14 protein-coding genes are annotated in these 16,384 nt (G+C 70.3%); 5 read left to right on the forward strand and 9 right to left on the reverse strand.

Annotated features, from left to right (window positions below):
* The 3 genes from ASE44_RS00885 to ASE44_RS00895 all read right to left on the reverse strand — a co-directional run.
* Nucleotides 1-1,279 (reverse strand): ABC transporter substrate-binding protein (locus ASE44_RS00885; RefSeq protein WP_082455580.1); only part of this gene is annotated, 1,279 nt, incomplete at its 3' end.
* Nucleotides 1,280-1,397: 118 nt separating this feature from the next.
* A complete protein-coding gene (locus tag ASE44_RS00890) occupies nucleotides 1,398-2,324 on the reverse strand; it encodes a carbohydrate ABC transporter permease (RefSeq protein ID WP_082455582.1) in 927 nt (308 codons plus the stop codon).
* Nucleotides 2,317-3,273 (reverse strand): carbohydrate ABC transporter permease, encoded by a 957-nt coding sequence (locus ASE44_RS00895; protein WP_056014187.1) that lies wholly within the window; start codon nucleotides 3,271-3,273, stop codon nucleotides 2,317-2,319. The genes ASE44_RS00890 and ASE44_RS00895 overlap by 8 nt, the downstream gene beginning before the upstream one ends.
* 358 nt (nucleotides 3,274-3,631) lie before the next feature.
* Here ASE44_RS00895 and ASE44_RS00900 point away from each other — a divergent pair, with 358 nt between their 5' ends.
* The 4 genes from ASE44_RS00900 to ASE44_RS00915 are packed head-to-tail and all read left to right on the forward strand — an operon-like array spanning nucleotide 3,632 to nucleotide 8,008.
* Complete coding sequence (locus ASE44_RS00900) at nucleotides 3,632-4,801, forward strand: Gfo/Idh/MocA family protein (RefSeq protein ID WP_056777053.1); 1,170 nt, start codon at nucleotides 3,632-3,634, stop codon at nucleotides 4,799-4,801.
* Nucleotides 4,798-5,985, forward strand: a complete 1,188-nt coding sequence (locus ASE44_RS00905; protein ID WP_056776558.1) for a dihydrodipicolinate synthase family protein — start codon at nucleotides 4,798-4,800, stop codon at nucleotides 5,983-5,985. Before ASE44_RS00900 ends, ASE44_RS00905 begins: the two co-directional genes overlap by 4 nt.
* Nucleotides 5,982-6,899 (forward strand): sugar phosphate isomerase/epimerase, encoded by a 918-nt coding sequence (locus tag ASE44_RS00910; RefSeq protein ID WP_056776562.1) that lies wholly within the window; start codon nucleotides 5,982-5,984, stop codon nucleotides 6,897-6,899. The genes ASE44_RS00905 and ASE44_RS00910 overlap by 4 nt, the downstream gene beginning before the upstream one ends.
* Before the next feature lie 59 nt (nucleotides 6,900-6,958).
* A complete protein-coding gene (locus tag ASE44_RS00915; RefSeq protein WP_056014181.1) occupies nucleotides 6,959-8,008 on the forward strand; it encodes a LacI family DNA-binding transcriptional regulator in 1,050 nt (349 codons plus the stop codon).
* 135 nt (nucleotides 8,009-8,143) lie between these two features.
* Here ASE44_RS00915 and ASE44_RS00920 read toward each other — a convergent pair whose 3' ends face one another.
* The 5 genes from ASE44_RS00920 to ASE44_RS00940 all read right to left on the reverse strand — a co-directional run bounded on the left by ASE44_RS00920 (nucleotide 8,144) and on the right by ASE44_RS00940 (nucleotide 14,126).
* Nucleotides 8,144-9,031, reverse strand: coding sequence for a DarT ssDNA thymidine ADP-ribosyltransferase family protein (locus ASE44_RS00920; RefSeq protein ID WP_056914177.1), 888 nt, complete (start codon nucleotides 9,029-9,031; stop codon nucleotides 8,144-8,146).
* A gap of 217 nt (nucleotides 9,032-9,248) precedes the next feature.
* Nucleotides 9,249-10,751, reverse strand: a complete 1,503-nt coding sequence (locus tag ASE44_RS00925; RefSeq protein WP_369817165.1) for an MFS transporter — start codon at nucleotides 10,749-10,751, stop codon at nucleotides 9,249-9,251.
* Between the two features lie 197 nt (nucleotides 10,752-10,948).
* Nucleotides 10,949-12,127, reverse strand: a complete 1,179-nt coding sequence (locus ASE44_RS00930; RefSeq protein ID WP_056776568.1) for a cystathionine gamma-synthase — start codon at nucleotides 12,125-12,127, stop codon at nucleotides 10,949-10,951.
* 119 nt (nucleotides 12,128-12,246) lie between these two features.
* Entirely contained in the window at nucleotides 12,247-13,611 is a 1,365-nt protein-coding gene (locus ASE44_RS00935) for a cystathionine beta-synthase (RefSeq protein ID WP_056776570.1), read from the reverse strand.
* A 209-nt stretch (nucleotides 13,612-13,820) separates the two neighbouring features.
* Nucleotides 13,821-14,126: a hypothetical protein gene (locus tag ASE44_RS00940; protein WP_056014166.1), complete on the reverse strand. Its 306-nt coding sequence runs from the start codon at nucleotides 14,124-14,126 to the stop codon at nucleotides 13,821-13,823.
* Between the two features lie 175 nt (nucleotides 14,127-14,301).
* Between ASE44_RS00940 and ASE44_RS00945 the strand changes: the two genes are divergently transcribed.
* Nucleotides 14,302-14,979 carry a metal-dependent transcriptional regulator gene (locus ASE44_RS00945; RefSeq protein ID WP_056776574.1) on the forward strand — a complete coding sequence of 226 codons (678 nt, stop codon included), beginning with the start codon at nucleotides 14,302-14,304 and terminating at the stop codon, nucleotides 14,977-14,979.
* A 66-nt stretch (nucleotides 14,980-15,045) separates the two neighbouring features.
* Here ASE44_RS00945 and ASE44_RS00950 read toward each other — a convergent pair whose 3' ends face one another.
* The gene (locus ASE44_RS00950; RefSeq protein ID WP_056776577.1) at nucleotides 15,046-16,299 is read right to left on the reverse strand and encodes an Nramp family divalent metal transporter; all 1,254 of its coding nucleotides are present in this window, start codon (nucleotides 16,297-16,299) and stop codon (nucleotides 15,046-15,048) included.
* Between the last annotated feature and the right edge of the window lie 85 nt (nucleotides 16,300-16,384).

Below are 16,384 nucleotides of genomic sequence, written 5' to 3' on the forward strand. Positions count from 1 at the left end.
TGAACCCCTCGGCAGCCTGGTCGGGCGTGTTCTTCCCGAACAGCACCTGTTCGGTGTACTGCTTCACGAGCGCCTCGATCGCGCTGCCACCGGCGGGCGTGACGGTCGGCGGCTCACCGATGTCGTCGGCGAGGCCGTCGAGGAACTCCACGACCGCCTGGTCCGTCTCGGCCAGCTTCGGCGTGATGTACTCGCGGATCTTCGTGTTCGCCGGGACACCACGCTCGGTGAGGAGCGAGTCGGCGGCCGTCTCGCTGTTCGCGAGGAAGTCGATGAACAGCGCGGCTTCGGCCGGGTGGGCGGTCCGGGCGGACGCCGACCAGTACATCGACGGCTTGTAGTAGGCGGAGCCGTCGGCGCCGCCGTCCACGGTCGGGATGCGCAGCAGCTCGAGCGGCGAACCGCTCGCCTCGGTGAGTGCCGTCAGCTGGCTGTTCCACCAGGGGGCGAACGCCGCGGCGTTGGTCGCGGTGAAGGACTCCGCCAGACCGCCGGCCTGCTTCTCGACGATCGCCGAGGCGGACGGCGTCGCGCCGTCGTTCACCAGCTCGAGGAGGTAGCTCCACCAGGACGCGAGCGTCTCGGGCTTGATGGAGACCTCGCCCTTGTCGTTGTAGAGCTCGTCGCCGTGCTGGCGTGCCCAGTTGTTCAGGCCGCCGTCCTCGAAGCCGAAGGGCTGGAACCCGTAGATCGATCCGCCACCGGCCGCCGACACCTGCTCGCTCAGCGCGGTGAAGTCGTCCCAGGTCCAGGTCTCGTCGTCGGGCATCTCGATGCCGGCCGACGCCAGCAGGGTCGGGTTCACCACGATGGAGTAGCTCGTGATGCCGGACGGCACGCCGTAGAGCGAGTCGTTGACGGTCCCCGAGGTCAGCGTCTCCTTGGGGAAGTCGCTGAGGTCGAGCTGGTCGCCGACGGTCTTGAGGTCGAGCAGTGCACCCCGGTCGCCGTAGGTGGCGATGTACTTCTCGTCCATCTGGATGATGTCGGGGGTGTCGTTCGCCGCCGTCTCGGTGGCGAGCTTGTCCCAGTACCCGGCCCAGTCCGTGAACTGGGGCTCGATGGTGATGTTCGGGTACTCCTTCTCGAAGGCCGCGATGACCTCCTGGGTGGCCGCCGTGCGGGCGTCGTTGCCCCACCAGGTGAACCGGAGGGTGACGGGCTCGTCGGACAGTTCGGTCGCGGCGTCGCCTCCGGCGCTGCAACCGGCGAGGAGGAGCGCGGCGACGGCTCCCGTCGCGATGAAGCCGGCGGCTCTGCCGTGCTTGCTGATGCTCATGCTGTTCCCTTTCGAATCGATCGATGCGGATCCGGTGTCGCTGGATCCGGTGCTGCTGGGTCTGGTGCTGGTCGGGCTGGTACAGGTGTTCTGGTGCCGTCGGTCGGTGAGGACCGCGTCACTTGCCGCCGGTCGTCGCGATGCCCTTGAGGAGGAACCGCTGACCGAAGAGGAAGACGAGGAAGATCGGGAGGAGCGACACGACACTCATCGCGAACATCGGCCCCCACGAGGTCGACGATTGCGCGTCCATGAAGGCCCGCAGCGCGAGCGGCACCGTGTACATCTCGGGCTTCGTCAGGTACAGGAGCTGGCTGAAGAAGTCGTTCCACGTCCAGATGAAGGTAAAGATCGCGGTGGTCGCGAGCGCCGGGACCATGAGGGGCAGGATGATGACGCCGAAGATGCGGGGGTGGCCGCAGCCGTCGATGCGGGCGGCCTCGTCGAGCTCCTTCGGGATGCCGCGGATGAACTGGACCATGAGGAAGACGAAGAACGCGTCGGTCGCGAGGATCTTCGGCAGGATGAGCGGCAGGTACGTGTTCACGAAGCCGAGCTGGGAGAACATGATGTACTGCGGCACGATGATGACGTGGATCGGCAGCATCAGCGTCATGAGCATCGCCGCGAACCACCACCGCTTGCCGCTGAACTTCAGCCGGGCGAAGGCGTACGCCGCCATCGAGCAGGACACGAGGTTGCCGACGATGCAGCCGAGGACGATGAGCACCGAGTTCAGCAGGAAGACGTGGAACGGTTCCGAGAGGGTGTTCCAGCCCTCGCTGTAGTTGCTCACCTCGAAGCTGTCGAGGACGATGCCCGGGTTCCGGAAGATCTCCTCCGTGGGGCGGAGCGAGGAGACGACGAGCCAGATCACCGGGTAGAGCATGATGAACCCGACGAGGATGAGCCCGACGTGCTTCAGCACGGACTTCCAGGGCGACCACCCGCGTGCGCGGCGGTACTGGCGTTCGGCCTGCTTGGCCTCGCGACTGCGGTTCTTGCTGTCCGTCGTGATGGACCGTGTGGTCAGCGTGTCAGTCATCGTAGTTCACCCAGTATTTCGAGGCCCAGAAGTTGATCGCGGTGAAGACTCCGATGATGAGGAGCAGGAACCAGGCCATGGCCGAGGCGTAGCCCATGTCGAAGTTCGAGAAGCCGCGGTTGTAGAGGTACAGCGTGTAGAACAGCGTCGAGTCGGCTGGGCCGCCCGTTCCGCCCGACACGATGAAGGCCTGCGTGAAGGCCTGGAACGCGTGGATGATCTGCAGCACGAGGTTGAAGAAGATGATCGGCGTGAGCAGCGGCAGGGTGATCTTGGTGAAGCGCTGCCACTTCGACGCCCCGTCCATCTGCGCCGCCTCGTGGTACATGACGGGGATCTGCCGGAGGCCGGCGAGGAAGATCACCATCGGCGCACCGAAGGTCCACACGTTGAGCGTGATGAGGGTGGAGAGGGCCGTCGACGGGTCGGCGATCCAGCTGCGTCCTTCGATGCCGAAGATCGCGATGAACTGGTTCACGAGGCCCTCGCCGCCGAACACCTGCTTCCACAGCACGGCGATCGCGACGGAGGATCCGAGGAGCGACGGCAGGTAGTAGACGGACCGGTAGATCGCGAGGCCGCGGAGCCCGCGGTCGAGGAGCGCCGCGAGCGCCAGTGCCGCCGCGAGTTGGAGCGGCACCGAGACGAAGACGTAGACGAAGGTCACGCCGAGCGAGTTGTGGAGTCGCTCGTCGCTCATCATCCGGATGAAGTTGTCGAACCCGATGAAAGTCGGCGCCTGCAGCAGGTTGTACTTCGTGAAGGACAGGGCGAGCGAGGCGACCATGGGGCCGACGGTGATGACCGCGAGGCCGATGAGCCAGGGCAGGAGGAACAGGTACGCCGCCTTGTTGTCGCGGCGGTTGTCCTTCTTGATGAAGGCCTTCTCGGCCGCGGTCTGTGGGCGCTTGCCTGCGCTGAGCTTGCGGAGCTCGCCGAGCGCGCTCACCGAGTGCCCCTCGTGAACGTCGTCCTGGGCGCCGTTGCAACTGCACGGTACACGTCGGACCTCCTTGTCGATCGTCGTTGATGACACTGCCGGAAAGCGTTTCCCGGCTGAGCTGCATCAAGTTCTATCACGGCCCCGACGACCGATGCAACGATTCATCCGGCATCGTTGCGCGAATCCGGATCGGTTCCGCGGCGATCGCAAGAATCCCTTGCCACGTCGTCGCCTCTCGTTCTACAGTGACCGGTAAACGCTTTCCTGACGGCATCGTCGCCGCAGGGCTACAACGCGATCGAGAGAAAGAGCCACCGTGTCAGAGCAGACCATCGGGATCATCGTCAACGGCGCCACCGGGCGCATGGGCTACCGGCAGCACCTCGTGCGGTCGCTGCTCGCGATCCAGGAGCAGGGCGGCGTCCAGCTCTCCGACGGCAGCCGTCGTCAGATCGAACTCATCCTCGTCGGCCGCAACCAGGCGACCCTCGACGAACTCGCCGCGAAGCACGGTGTCGAGCACACCTCCACCGACCTCGACGCAGTCCTCGCCGACCCGCGCTGGGACGTCTACGCCGACTTCCTCGTCACCAAGGCCCGCGCGACGGCACTCCGCAAGGCGATCGACGCCGGCAAGACGATCTACACCGAGAAGCCGACGGCCGAGACCTTCGAGGAGGCCCTCGAACTCGCGCGCCTCGCGGCCGAGGCCGGCGTCAAGAACGGTGTCGTGCACGACAAGCTGTACCTGCCCGGCCTCCGGAAGCTCAAGCGACTCATCGACTCCGGCTTCTTCGGCCGCATCCTCTCCGTCCGTGGCGAGTTCGGTTACTGGGTGTTCGAGGGCGACTGGCAGCCGGCGCAGCGCCCCAGCTGGAACTACCGCTCCGAGGACGGCGGCGGCATCGTCGTCGACATGTTCCCGCACTGGAGCTACGTGCTCGAGAACCTCTTCGGCCGGGTCGAGTCCGTCTACGCGAAGGCGACGACCCACATCCCGGAGCGCTTCGACGAGCGCGGCTCGGCATACGCGGCGACGGCGGACGACGCCGCCTACGGCATCTTCGAGCTGGAGGGCGGCGTCGTGGCCCAGCTCAACTCCAGCTGGACCGTCCGCGTCGACCGCGACGAGCTCGTCCAGTTCCAGGTCGACGGCACGCACGGTTCCGCCGTCGCCGGACTGTTCGGATGCAAGGTGCAGCCGCGGAACGTCACCCCGAAGCCGGTGTGGAACCCCGATCTGGCCGACGACCACGACTACGCGGCCGACTGGCAGGACGTCCCGACGAACGACGTGTTCGAGAACGGCTTCAAGACGCAGTGGGAGGAGTTCCTCCGCCACGTCGTCGAGGACGGCCCGTACGAGTTCGACCTGCTCGCCGGCGCGCGCGGTGTGCTGCTCGCGGAGCTGGGGCTCGAGAGTTCGCGCACCGGTCGTCGTCTCGACCTGCCGGAGGTCACGCTCGGAAGCACTGGCGACATCGCCCGCGCGGACGAGGAGCTGGCGTCCCTCGAAGCGTCGGTCGCCCGATGACCAGCGTCCGCCTGCTCTCGGCGGAGGGCGAGGTCACGTCCCTCGACCTCCGCGAACCGGTCGCCGCCTCGCGCCCCACCGCCCCGCTGTCGAGTCGCACCGCATATGCGGCCGCCCACGTCGTGCCGAAGGCCTGGGGCGAGAACGTCCCCGGTGCCCCGGCGGACCTCGACTGGGATGCGACCCTCGCCTACCGGCACCACGTCTGGTCCTTCGGCCTCGGCGTCGCCGACGCGATGGACACCGCCCAACGCAACATGGGGCTCGACACGGCCGCCACCCGCGAGCTGATCACGCGGAGCGCCGCCGAGGCCGGATCGGTGGGCGGGGCGCTCGTCGTCGGCGTGAACACCGACCACCTCGCCGAGGAGCAGGTCTCGCTCGACGCGGTCGCCGACGCCTATCTCGAACAGCTCGCCTTCGCGGAGGACACCGGGGCCGGGACGGTCCTCATGGCGAGCCGCCACCTCGCGCGCGCTGCTCAGGGTGCCGACGACTACCGTCGCGTCTACGACCGCGTCCTGTCCGCGGCGCAGTCGCCGGTGGTCCTCCACTGGCTCGGCACCGCGTTCGATCCGAGCCTCGCCGGATACTTCGGGTCCACGGACGTCGCAGCCGCCTCGGACACCCTCCTGCGGATCATGGCCGACAACGCCGATCACGTCGCCGGGGTCAAGATGAGTCTGCTCGACGCGGACGCGGAGATCGCCGTACGCCGCCGACTCCCCTCCGGGACCACGATGTTCACGGGCGACGACTTCAACTACGTCGACCTCATCGCCGGCGACGAGCAGGGCCACTCCGACGCCCTGCTCGGCGCGTTCACGGCGATCGCCCCGGCGGCCTCCGCGGCGATCCAGGCCCTCGACGCGGGCGACCCCGCCGGGTACGAGCGGATCCTCCGCCCGACCGAGGCCCTGTCCCGTCAGATCTTCGCCGCGCCCACCTATTACTACAAGACGGGCATCGCCTTCCTCAGCTGGCTGAACGGACACCAGCCGGCGTTCTCGATGGTCGGTGGCCTGCACGCGGCGCGCAGCCTCCCGCACCTGTCCGAGATCGTCCGCCTGGCCGACGCCGCCGGAGCACTCGAGCACCCGGAGCTCGCCGCCGAGCGCTGGACAGGCCTGCTGCGCACGGCCGGGGTCGTCGGCACGCTGACCACGGCGGGAGGAGCCCGATGAGCACCACCGCCCTTCGACAGGCTCAGGGACCGGTGAGCGGCGGCACCACCCCGCACGCGCGACTCTCGGTCAACCAGGCGACCATCAAGTACGCGACCCTGCCCGAGGCCGTCGCGGCCGTCGCAGCCGCCGGCGTCACGAGCTTCGGCGCCTGGCGGGAGCCGGTGCAGGAGTACGGCGTCGCCGCGTCCGCCCGACTCCTCACCGATGCGGGCCTGCGTGTCTCGAGCCTCTGCCGCGGCGGGTTCTTCACCATGCCGGAGGCGCCGGCCCGCCGCGCCTCGATCGACGACAACCGCACGGCGGTCGACGAAGCCGCAGCGCTCGGCGCCCCGGCCCTCGTCCTCGTCGTCGGCGGCCTCCCCGAGGGGTCCCGCGACATCCTCGGCGCCCGCGAACTCGTCCGCGACGCGATCGGTGAACTCGCCGACCACGCCCTCGAGTCCGGGGTCCAGCTCGCCATCGAACCGTTGCACCCCATGTACGCGTCGGATCGCGCCGTGGTCTCGACGCTCGGTCAGGCGCTCGACATCGCCGAGCAGTTCGCCCCGGAGGCGGTCGGCGTCGTCGTCGACACCTTCCACCTCTGGTGGGACCCGCAGGTCCTCGAGCAGATCGCCCGTGCTGGCGCGACCGGCCGGATCTCCAGCTACCAGGCCTGCGACTGGGCGACCCCGCTGCCGGCGGACGTCCTGCTGGCCCGGCACTACCCGGGTGACGGCGTCGTCGACTTCGCCTCGCTCACCCGGGCCGTCGAGGCGGCCGGGTACACCGGCGACGTCGAGGTCGAGCTGTTCAACCAGGAGATCTGGGACGCCCCGTTCGACGCGGTGGTCGCGCGCACCGTCGAGACGTTCCGGTCGGCGGTCGTCCCGCACCTCGATCCCCCTGATGCCGCGGATCTCCACCCCTGATCCCCACGGCCGCGCTGTGGCAGAGTGTGTCTCAGCAGCCGCCAGTACGAAGGAGCACCATGACGGTCGACGACCACCGTGCGACGCCGGTCCCGCCGACGCTGCACGACGTCGCCCGTGAGGCGGGGGTGTCCCTCGCCACCGCGTCGCGCGCCCTGAACGGCAGCACCCGCACGGTCAACGAGACCTTCCGTCGCCGCGTGCTCGACGCCGCACTCCGGTTGAACTACACGCCGAACCTCTCCGCCCAGGCGGTCGCGAAGGGCCTGTCGACGACGATCTCGCTCCTCGTGAGCGACATCGCCGACCCGTACTTCTCGTCGATCGCGGCGGGGGCGATCCGTGCGGCCGACGAACAGCGCATCGCCACCACGATGGCCGTCACGCATCGCGATGCGGAGCGGGAGCTGGAACTCGTGCGGGTGCTCCGGGGGCAGCGACCGCGGGCGATCATCCTGACCGGCAGCCGGTGGGACGGTGTCGCCTCCGAACATCGGCTGGCCGAGGAGCTCGCGGCGTACGAGTCCACGGGCGGCCGGGTGGTGCTCGTCTCGCAGCGCACGCTGCCGTTCGCCACGGTGCAGCTCGGCAACGCCACCGGCGCCCGGGAGCTGGCGCGCGCCCTCGTCGCCGCCGGGTACCGTCGGTTCGCCGTCATCGCGGGTGACGACCGGCTCCTCACCGCCCGCGAACGCGTGCGCGGCTTCGCCGACGGCCTGGCCGAGCACGGGATCGCGATCCACCCGTCGAGGATCGTCCGGGCGGACTTCAGCCGCGACGGCGGGCGCCACGGTGCCGAGCAACTCCTCCAACAGGGACTCGACGGCGTCGAGCTGGTCTTCGCCGTCAGCGACGTCATGGCCATCGGGGCGATGTCCGCGTTCCGCGCGGCGGGACTCTCACTGCCGGCGGACCTCGCGGTCGCGGGCTACGACGACATCGCGACCTCGCGCGACGTGACGCCCGCGCTCACCACGGTCGCGGTGCCGCTCGAGGCGGTCGGCGAGCATGCGGTCCGGCTCGCGCTCGACCCGGCGACGGACAGCACCACGGTCGAACCGGTCGGCGCGACCGTCGTGCTCCGCGAGAGCACCCCGCCCCGCACCTGAGCGGCCAGTCCTTGCCCCTGTCCGGTTCACCATTCAGGAGCGCGGCGGTGAGCCGTGCGTGACCGTCGTCGGATACGGCCGACGCGCCGCCGGCGTCCTGAGTTGCGAACGCGGACGGACGAGTAGCGCTCCGAGCTACTCGGCGACGTGCTCCTGGAACCAGGGCGTGTAGGCGGCGACCTTCGTGCGGAGGCCGGCGGCGGCGACGAGCCGCTTGACGTGTTCGCGGACGTTCACGGTCGCGACGCCGATCACGGTCACACGGTCGAACGGGACGGCGTCCTCGATGAGCACCTCGGCCCGGCGGAGGGCGCCAGTGTCCTCGTCGGTGGCGAAGCGCTGCACCATGCGGTCGGCGGTCATCGCGTTGGCGCCGATGCTCGTGAGCACGTGGGACGCGTCACCGTCGGCGACCACGACCCGTGCGCGGGACGGCCGGCCGGTGTCGGCGTCGAACTCGCCGGGGTGCACCGAGGCGCCGTCGATCGTGGTGACGAGCACGACGTAGTCGTTCACCGCGGAGGCGAGCGCGTCGGCGGACAGGCGGATGTCGCCCTCGCCGGCGCGGATCCCGGCCCAGAGGTCGGCGTCCGGCGTGAGGAAGAAGGGGACGAAGTCGGCCGGAGTCAGGCCGTCCGTGCCCGCGAGGACCATGGTGCGGCGTGCGTCGCGGTGGCTGGGGGCGGCGATGTCGACGACGGGGCCGTCGGGGAGGGCCGCGGACGCGACGGGGAGGATGCTCCCGGTCTCGAGGATGCGCTCGAGGTTGCGGATGTGGGTGACGTGGTACAGGCGCTGTTCGCCGACGCGCACGACCGGCAGCGCGGCGGCGGCACGGGTGGCCGTCTTCGTGGTCGCGGCGGCGCGGACGCGGGTCGGGGCCGGCTCGCGCAGGGAGGGCGCGACGGTCGATCGACGGACCTTGGGGGCCGGCGCTTCCGCCACCGGCACCTCACGCGGCGGGGGTGGGAAGCAGGTCGCGCAGAGGCCGTTGTCGAAACCGTGTTTGCATTCGTCGCTCAAGAGAGTCCTTCTGCAGTCTCCGGCTCCGAGACACGAGGAGCGGTCACTGGGGGGACGAGCCGAGACGTACGCATCAAGGGTACGCGGCTTCGGCGCCCTTCGCGCACGCGGTCGGCACCGGAGGGGGTCCGACCGGAGTCCCCTGGGCACTGCAGCGATGCGTGGGCGACGCTACCCCCCACGCACCGCAGCACTACCCAGGCGACGGCGGTCCCACTCACCCGTCCGCGCGGGACGGCTCCGGCCGACGCACGCGTCGCGCGACGACGACGGCCGCGACACCGGCGAGCAGCGCGATCGCGAAGCATCCGGCGAAGGCGACCCCACCCGAGGCGACCCACCCCGCACCCGCGAGGCCGACGGAGCCGTCGAGCGCGGTGAACGCCAGCCCGGTCGCGGCGAGGGCGAGCGCACCGCCGATCGCATCGCCGATCGACATGGCCGCGCTGTTGAACCCCTGCGAGCGCTCGTCCGAGTACGCGAGCGTCATGACGCTGAGCCGCGGGAACATGAGCCCCATCCCGCCACCGCTCACCACCCAGGCGGCGATCGGCACCACCGGCGGCAGGCCCAGGAGCGCGGCGAGCAGGGCGACCGCGACGGCGACCGTCACGAGGGACGAGCCGATCTGCACGGCGTTCGCGTTCGACAACCGGTCCCCCAGTCGTCCCTGCAACCAGGAGGACACCGACCACGCGATGGCCCCACCCGTCAGCGCGAGTCCGGCGAGCGCCGGGGTGAGCCCGTGTTCGCGGGTCAGCAGGTACGGCACGTAGACCTCGGCGCCGAAGAACGCGGCGGAGGTGAGGCCGCGGACGAGGATGACGGTCGGCAGACCCCGCCTCGCCGTCAGCGTGCCGAGCGGGACGAGCGGACGGAGGGCGAGGATCGCGACCACCGCGCCGACGATCGGGAGGAGCCAGGCGGTCCAGCCGGAGAACTCGGTCGAGACGTTGACCGCGAGCACCGCCGCGGCGACGAGGACGGCCCAGCCGAGCCGTCGGACGTCGGCCGCGTTCGTCGATCCGGGCGCCACCGTCCGGCCGCCGGTCGCCGCCGCTTCCGCCGCCTGCCGGTCGGCGCGCTCGACCGTCGCCGCGCGCAGCATCCGCAGGGCCGGGAGGAGCAGGACGGTCGCGATCACCACGAGCCCGACTACACCGAGGAACACCCAGTGCCAGGTGAACTGCTCGGCGACGACGCCGGCGAGGAACGGTCCGATGAGCGAGGGGACGACCCACGCGGCGGCGAACCCGGCGAAGATCCGCGGGTGGAGCGCGGGCGGGTAGATGCGAGCGACGAGGACGTAGAGCGCGACCGTCATCGCCCCGGAGCCGAGGCTCTGCACGAGTCGCCCGGCGACGAGCGTCCACATCGTCGTCGCCGTCCCCGCGAGCAGCAGCCCCACGATGAACAGGGCGACCGAGGCGAGGAGCGGCTGGACCGGTCCGATGCGGTCGGCGACGGAGCCGGCCGCGACCATGCCGATGACACTCACGGCGAGCGGGCCGGCGAAGGCGAGGGCGTAGAGCTGCTCACCGTCGAGCTCGGCACTCACGAGCGGCATGATCGTCGTGACGGCGAGCGATTCGAACGCGCCGAGGAAGACGAGCGCACACGCGCCGATGGTGATCAGGAGGAACCGACGTCCGAAGATGCCGTCGTCGGTGGTCTCCGTCGGCACGGGTGTCGGGGAGGTCTGCGGGGAGGCTGCGGTCACGGATCCGAGCCTAGAACCTCAAGTCGAGTTGAGGTCAAGCCGTGATCCGGATGGGTACCCGCTCCCCGCTCCCGTCCACAATTCAGGACGCGCCCGGCGCGCCGCGGGCAGGCGGCTTCGTCAGCGCCGGACACGCCGAGGCGGTCCTGAATTGCGAACGGAGACGAACGGGACGGGAACGGGGGCTCTGACGACGGCTAGTGCTTGGCGCTCGCCTTGACGACCTTGGCGAGGGCTCGGTCGAGGTCGGCGATGAGGTCGGAGACGTCCTCGATGCCCACCGACAGTCGGACGACGTTCTCCGGCACGGCCAGCTCGGTGCCCTTGACCGAGGCGTGGGTCATCTGCGCCGGCAGCCCGATGAGGGACTCGACGCCACCGAGCGACTCCGCGAGCGCGAACAGCTTTGTCTTCTCGACGAGCCGCTTCGCCGCAGCGGGGCCACCGACGAGCGCGAGCGAGAGCATGCCGCCGAACCCGGACATCTGCTTGGCGGCGAGCTCGTGGCCGATGTGGCTCTCGAGACCCGGGTAGTACACGCGCTCCACGGCCGGGTGGCCCTCGAGGTGCTCCGCGATCGCCTGCGCGTTCTCGCTGTGCTGGCGCATGCGGACCGCGAGCGTCTTGATGCCGCGCGTCGTGAGCCAGGCGTCGAGCGGCGCCGAGACGGCTCCGGCGGCGAACTGCACGAAGCCGAGCTGTTCGGCGAGCTCGTCGTCGTTCATGATGATGGCGCCGCCGAGGACGTCGGAGTGTCCGCCGATGTACTTGGTGGTGGAGTGCACGACGATGTCCGCACCGAGCGAGAGCGGCTGCTGGAGCGCCGGGGACGCGAAGGTGTTGTCGACCACCGAGAGCACCTCGTGCCGGTGGGCGAGGGCGGCGAGCGCCGCGATGTCGCTGATCTTCATGAGCGGGTTGCTCGGCGTCTCGACCCACAGCAGCTTCGTGCGGCCGGGGATGATCGCCGCTTCGACGGCCGCGAGGTCGCCGAGGTCGACGACGGTGTGCTCGATCCCCCACGCGCCGTGCACGCGGTTGATGAGGCGGTAGGTGCCGCCGTAGACGTCGTTGCCGATGACGATGTGGTCGCCGGGGCGGAGCGCGGTGCGGATGAGCGCGTCCTCGGCGGCCAGGCCGGAGGCGAAGGAGAAGCCGTGCTTGGCGCCCTCGAGGGCGGCGAGCTGGGTCTCCAGCGCGGAGCGGGTCGGGTTCGCGGAGCGGCTGTACTCGTAGCCGCCGCGGAGCCCGCCGACGCCGTCCTGCACGAAGGTGGAGGTCTGGTAGATCGGCGGGATGATCGCCCCGGTGGTGGGGTCGAACTCCTGGCCGGCGTGGATGCTGCGGGTGGCGAAGCCGTGGTCGTGCTTGCTCATGGGTGACTCTTTCGGTTCAGGATGCGGGGGTGTCGGATGGGGCCGTCGGACGGGCCGGGGTCAGGCGCAGGCCCGACATCGTCCGGCGTCCGGCAGGCGGCGTGGCATGCCGTCCATCGTCAGCCCGCCAGGTAGGTGAGCAGGTCGTGCCGCGTGATGACGCCGACGGGCTTGCCACCGTCGGTCACGAGGAAGGCGGGCGCTGAGCCGAGGGCCGTGCGGGCCGCTGGGATGGACGCACCGACGCCGATGAGCGGCAACGGCTCGCCGACGAAGCCGCTCACCGCGTCCGTCATCGAGGCGGTGCCGCTGAACACAGCGGCCATGAGGCTGGCCTCGTCGATCGCGCCGGCGACCTCACCCATCACGACGGGCGGTTCGGCGCTCAGGACGGGCAGCTGGGAGACGCCGTACTCGGTCATGATGTCGATGACGTCGCGGACGGTGTCGCTCGGGTGCACGTGCACGAGACCGGGCATCGTGTCGCCCTTGCCTCGGAGGATGTCGCCGACGGTGCGGTCGTCCGCGACCTCGCTGAAGCCGTACGACTCCAGCCACGAGTCGTTGAAGATCTTGCCGAGGTAGCCGCGGCCACCGTCCGGCAGGAGCACCACGACGACGGCCGACGCCGGGAGCTCGCGGGCGGCGACGAGCGCCGCCTGGACGGCCATGCCGCTGGACCCGCCGACGAGCAGCCCCTCCTCGCGGGCGAGGCGACGCGTCATCGCGAACGACTCGGCGTCCGTGACGGCGATGATCTCGTCGGGGATGGACGGGTCGTAGGCCGACGGCCAGAAGTCCTCGCCGACGCCCTCGACGAGGTACGGGCGTCCGGTGCCGCCCGAGTAGACCGAGCCCTCCGGGTCGGCGCCGATGATGCGCACGCCGCCCTCGGAGACCTCCTTGAGGTACTTGCCCGTCCCGGAGATGGTGCCACCGGTGCCGACGCCGGCGACGAAGTGGGTGATCTCACCCTCGGTGTCGCGCCAGATCTCAGGACCGGTGGACTCGTAGTGGCTGAGCGGCCCGTTGGGGTTCGCGTACTGGTTGGGCTTGAACGCGCCAGGGATCTCGGCCGTCAGGCGGTCGGACACGCTGTAGTAGGAGTCGGGGCTGTCCGGTGCGACGGACGTCGGGGTGACGACGATCTCGGCGCCGTAGGCGGTCAGCACGTTGCGCTTGTCCTCGCCCACCTTGTCCGGCAGGACGAACACGCACCGGTACCCGCGCTGCTGGGCGACGAGCGCGAGGCCGACGCCGGTGTTGCCGGAGGTCGGTTCGACGATCGTGCCGCCCGGCTGCAACTGCCCGGACGCCTCGGCGGCGTCGATGATGCGCGTCGCGATGCGGTCCTTCGAGGAGCCGCCCGGGTTGAGGTACTCGACCTTGACGAGCACCGTGGCGGCGATGCCCTCGGTGACCCGGTTGAGCTTCACGAGTGGCGTGTTCCCGATGAGATCGAGGACGGAGTCTGCGTAGTTCATGTCTGCAATCTGTTCCTGTGGTGCGTCACCGCACGACTCTCGCGTGCGTCACCGGATGGCTGGGACGGCTGAGGCGGCATCCCGGAGGGGACGGTTCAGCGGGGACAGCAGGAACACGACAGGCGGAGACGCATGTCGCCCAGCCTACCCGGAGCGTCTGCGGAGTGCAGCCTGATGACGCGGCCGATCCCGTCAGCCGGCGGAGGGCGTCAGCGGAGGGCGACGAGGTGTGGCCGCGGGCCGAGTGCCGCGACACCGGCGGCGAGCACGCGCACGACGAGCGAGAGCACGACGAGCACGCCGATGACCGCGAGGATGACGACGGCCAGCAACAGCACGGCGACGATCGCGGGCAGCCGGCGGAGGGTGAGCTCGACGGGCCGACGGGTGGTCGTGCCGTCCTGCCCGGCCGGCGTCCGGTGGCCGTCCCCGGCCATCGCCGCAGCGACGAGTTCGAGCGTCGCGCGCGCACCGGATCCGAGTCGAGCGGTCGAGCTGCTGAGCGCCTGAGGCATCGCATGGCCCTTCTCGTCGAGTGGATCGGTGTGCGGGTGGCTGGGGAACTCGACCGTAGCAGCCGGGTGCCCCGTTCGGGGGTGTCGGAGATCATTCTGCCAGGCGGACCTGAACGGCCGGTGACCCGCTCGCGGCCACCCGGTGGACCACCGCCGGCCTCCGTAGACTGGACACATGTCCGTCTCCGGCCTCTCCTCCGTGTCCCAGGACTACCTCAAGACGATCTGGACGACCTCGGAATGGGCGGACGAGTCCGCCACCGTCAAGCTGCTCGCGGACCGCATGGGCGTCCGGCCGGCGACCGCCTCCGACGCCGTGAAGCGATTGGCGGCCCAGGGGCTCGTCGTGCACGAGCCGTACGGCAGCATCGAGCTCACGCCGGCCGGCCAGGCGCACGCCGTCGCGATGGTCCGTCGGCACCGGCTGATCGAGACCTTCCTCGTCGAGATGCTCGGCTACGGCTGGGACGAGGTGCACGACGAGGCGGAGATCCTCGAGCACGCGGCGAGCGACACCATGATCGAGCGCATCGACGCCGCGCTCGGTCACCCCATTCGCGATCCACATGGTGACCCGATCCCCTCGGCGGACGGCACCCCGCACCGGCCGGACGCCATCCGGTTGAACGAGGCCCCGTCGGACAGCGCCCTGACGGTGTGCCGCATCTCCGACGCCGACCCGGAGACGCTCCGCCACCTGAGCACGCTCGGCATCGTCCTCGACACCGAGCTCGCCGTCGACGACCACCGCGCCTTCGCCGGCGAACTCGAACTCCGCCTGACCGCGACCGGCACGCGTCTCACGCTCGGACGCCTCGCCGCCGACGCCGTCTGGGTCACCGTCGCCGGCTGATCGTCCAGCACCCCACCGCCGCGGCTGGCCGCCCCAGCCACCCGACGGCGATCGTCGATGCGACCGTCAGCCGAAGAACGTCAGCACGATGAGGGCGACGTTCAACGCGACGATGAGCCCGACGACGACCCAGGCGAGCACCCTCGTGACGAGCTGGTCGACGTGGACGCCCATGATCCGTCGGTCGCCGGTGTACCGCACGAGCGGGATGAGCGCGAACGGGATCCCGAGGCTGAGGAACACCTGGCTGAGCACGAGGGCGGTGGTCGGGTCGATGCCCGCCGCCAGGATGGCGAGCGCCGGGATGAGCGTGATCACCCGTCGAGCGAGCAACGGGATGCGCACCTTGAGGAGCCCGCCCATGATCGACGCTCCCGCGTAGGCGCCCACCGAGGTCGAGGCGAGACCTGAGGCGAGCAGGCCGATGGCGAAGATCACGCCGATCACCGGCCCGAGCGCTGCGGTGATCGCCGCATGCGCGCCCTCGATCGAGTCCGTCCCCTCGACACCGCCGAGCGATGCGGCCGCGAGCAGCAGCATCGCGATGTTCACCGCCCCGGCGAGGACGAGTGCCGCCGCGACGTCCCAGCGGGTCGCCACGATGAGTCGACGGATGGCGCCGTCGCTCGTCTGGACGCCGTGCCGGTCCCGGCTGAGCGAGGAGTGGAGGTAGATCGCGTGCGGCATGACCGTCGCGCCCAGCATGCTCGCGGCGAGCAGGACCGTCGCCGTGCCCTCGAACCGCGGCACCAGGCCGCCGGCCGCGGCGCCCCAGTCCACGGGACTGACGAACAGGCCGGCGAGGAAGCCGACCGCGATGACGGCCAGGAGTGCCAGGATCGCGAACTCGAAGTGCCGCTGGCCGTACCAGTTCTGCACGGCGAGGAGCACGATCGAGAAGACCCCGACGATGACGCCGCCGAGCACGAGCGGGATCCCGAAGAGCAGGTACAGCGCCACCGCGCCACCGATCACCTCGGCGAGGTCGGTCGCGGCGGCGACGAGTTCCGCCTGCACCCAGTAGAGCCGACGTGGCCCGGTGCGCAGTCGTGAGCCGAGGAGCTCCGGCAGGCTCTTGCCGGTGACGAGTCCGAGCTTCGCCGAGAGGTACTGCACGAGCACGGCCATCGCGTTCGCGGCGACGAGCACCCACACGAGCAGGTAGCCGTACTGCGCTCCCGCCGTGAGGTTGGCCGCCACGTTGCCGGGGTCGACGTAGGCGATGGCGGCGACGAAGGCGGGGCCGAGGAGGAAGAGGAGCCTCGGGCCACGGGGTGCGCGGGTCTTCGGAGCGGAGAGGTCGGTGGTCACACGGGCCATGTTAGCAAGGCCGATCTACATTTGTTAGACCGCCCTAACACTGGGATTCCTCCAGCGTCTGCTTGGATGAGGCTGAGAATCGACT

The organism is Plantibacter sp. Leaf1 (genome assembly GCF_001421315.1).
GTDB lineage: Bacteria > Actinomycetota > Actinomycetes > Actinomycetales > Microbacteriaceae > Plantibacter.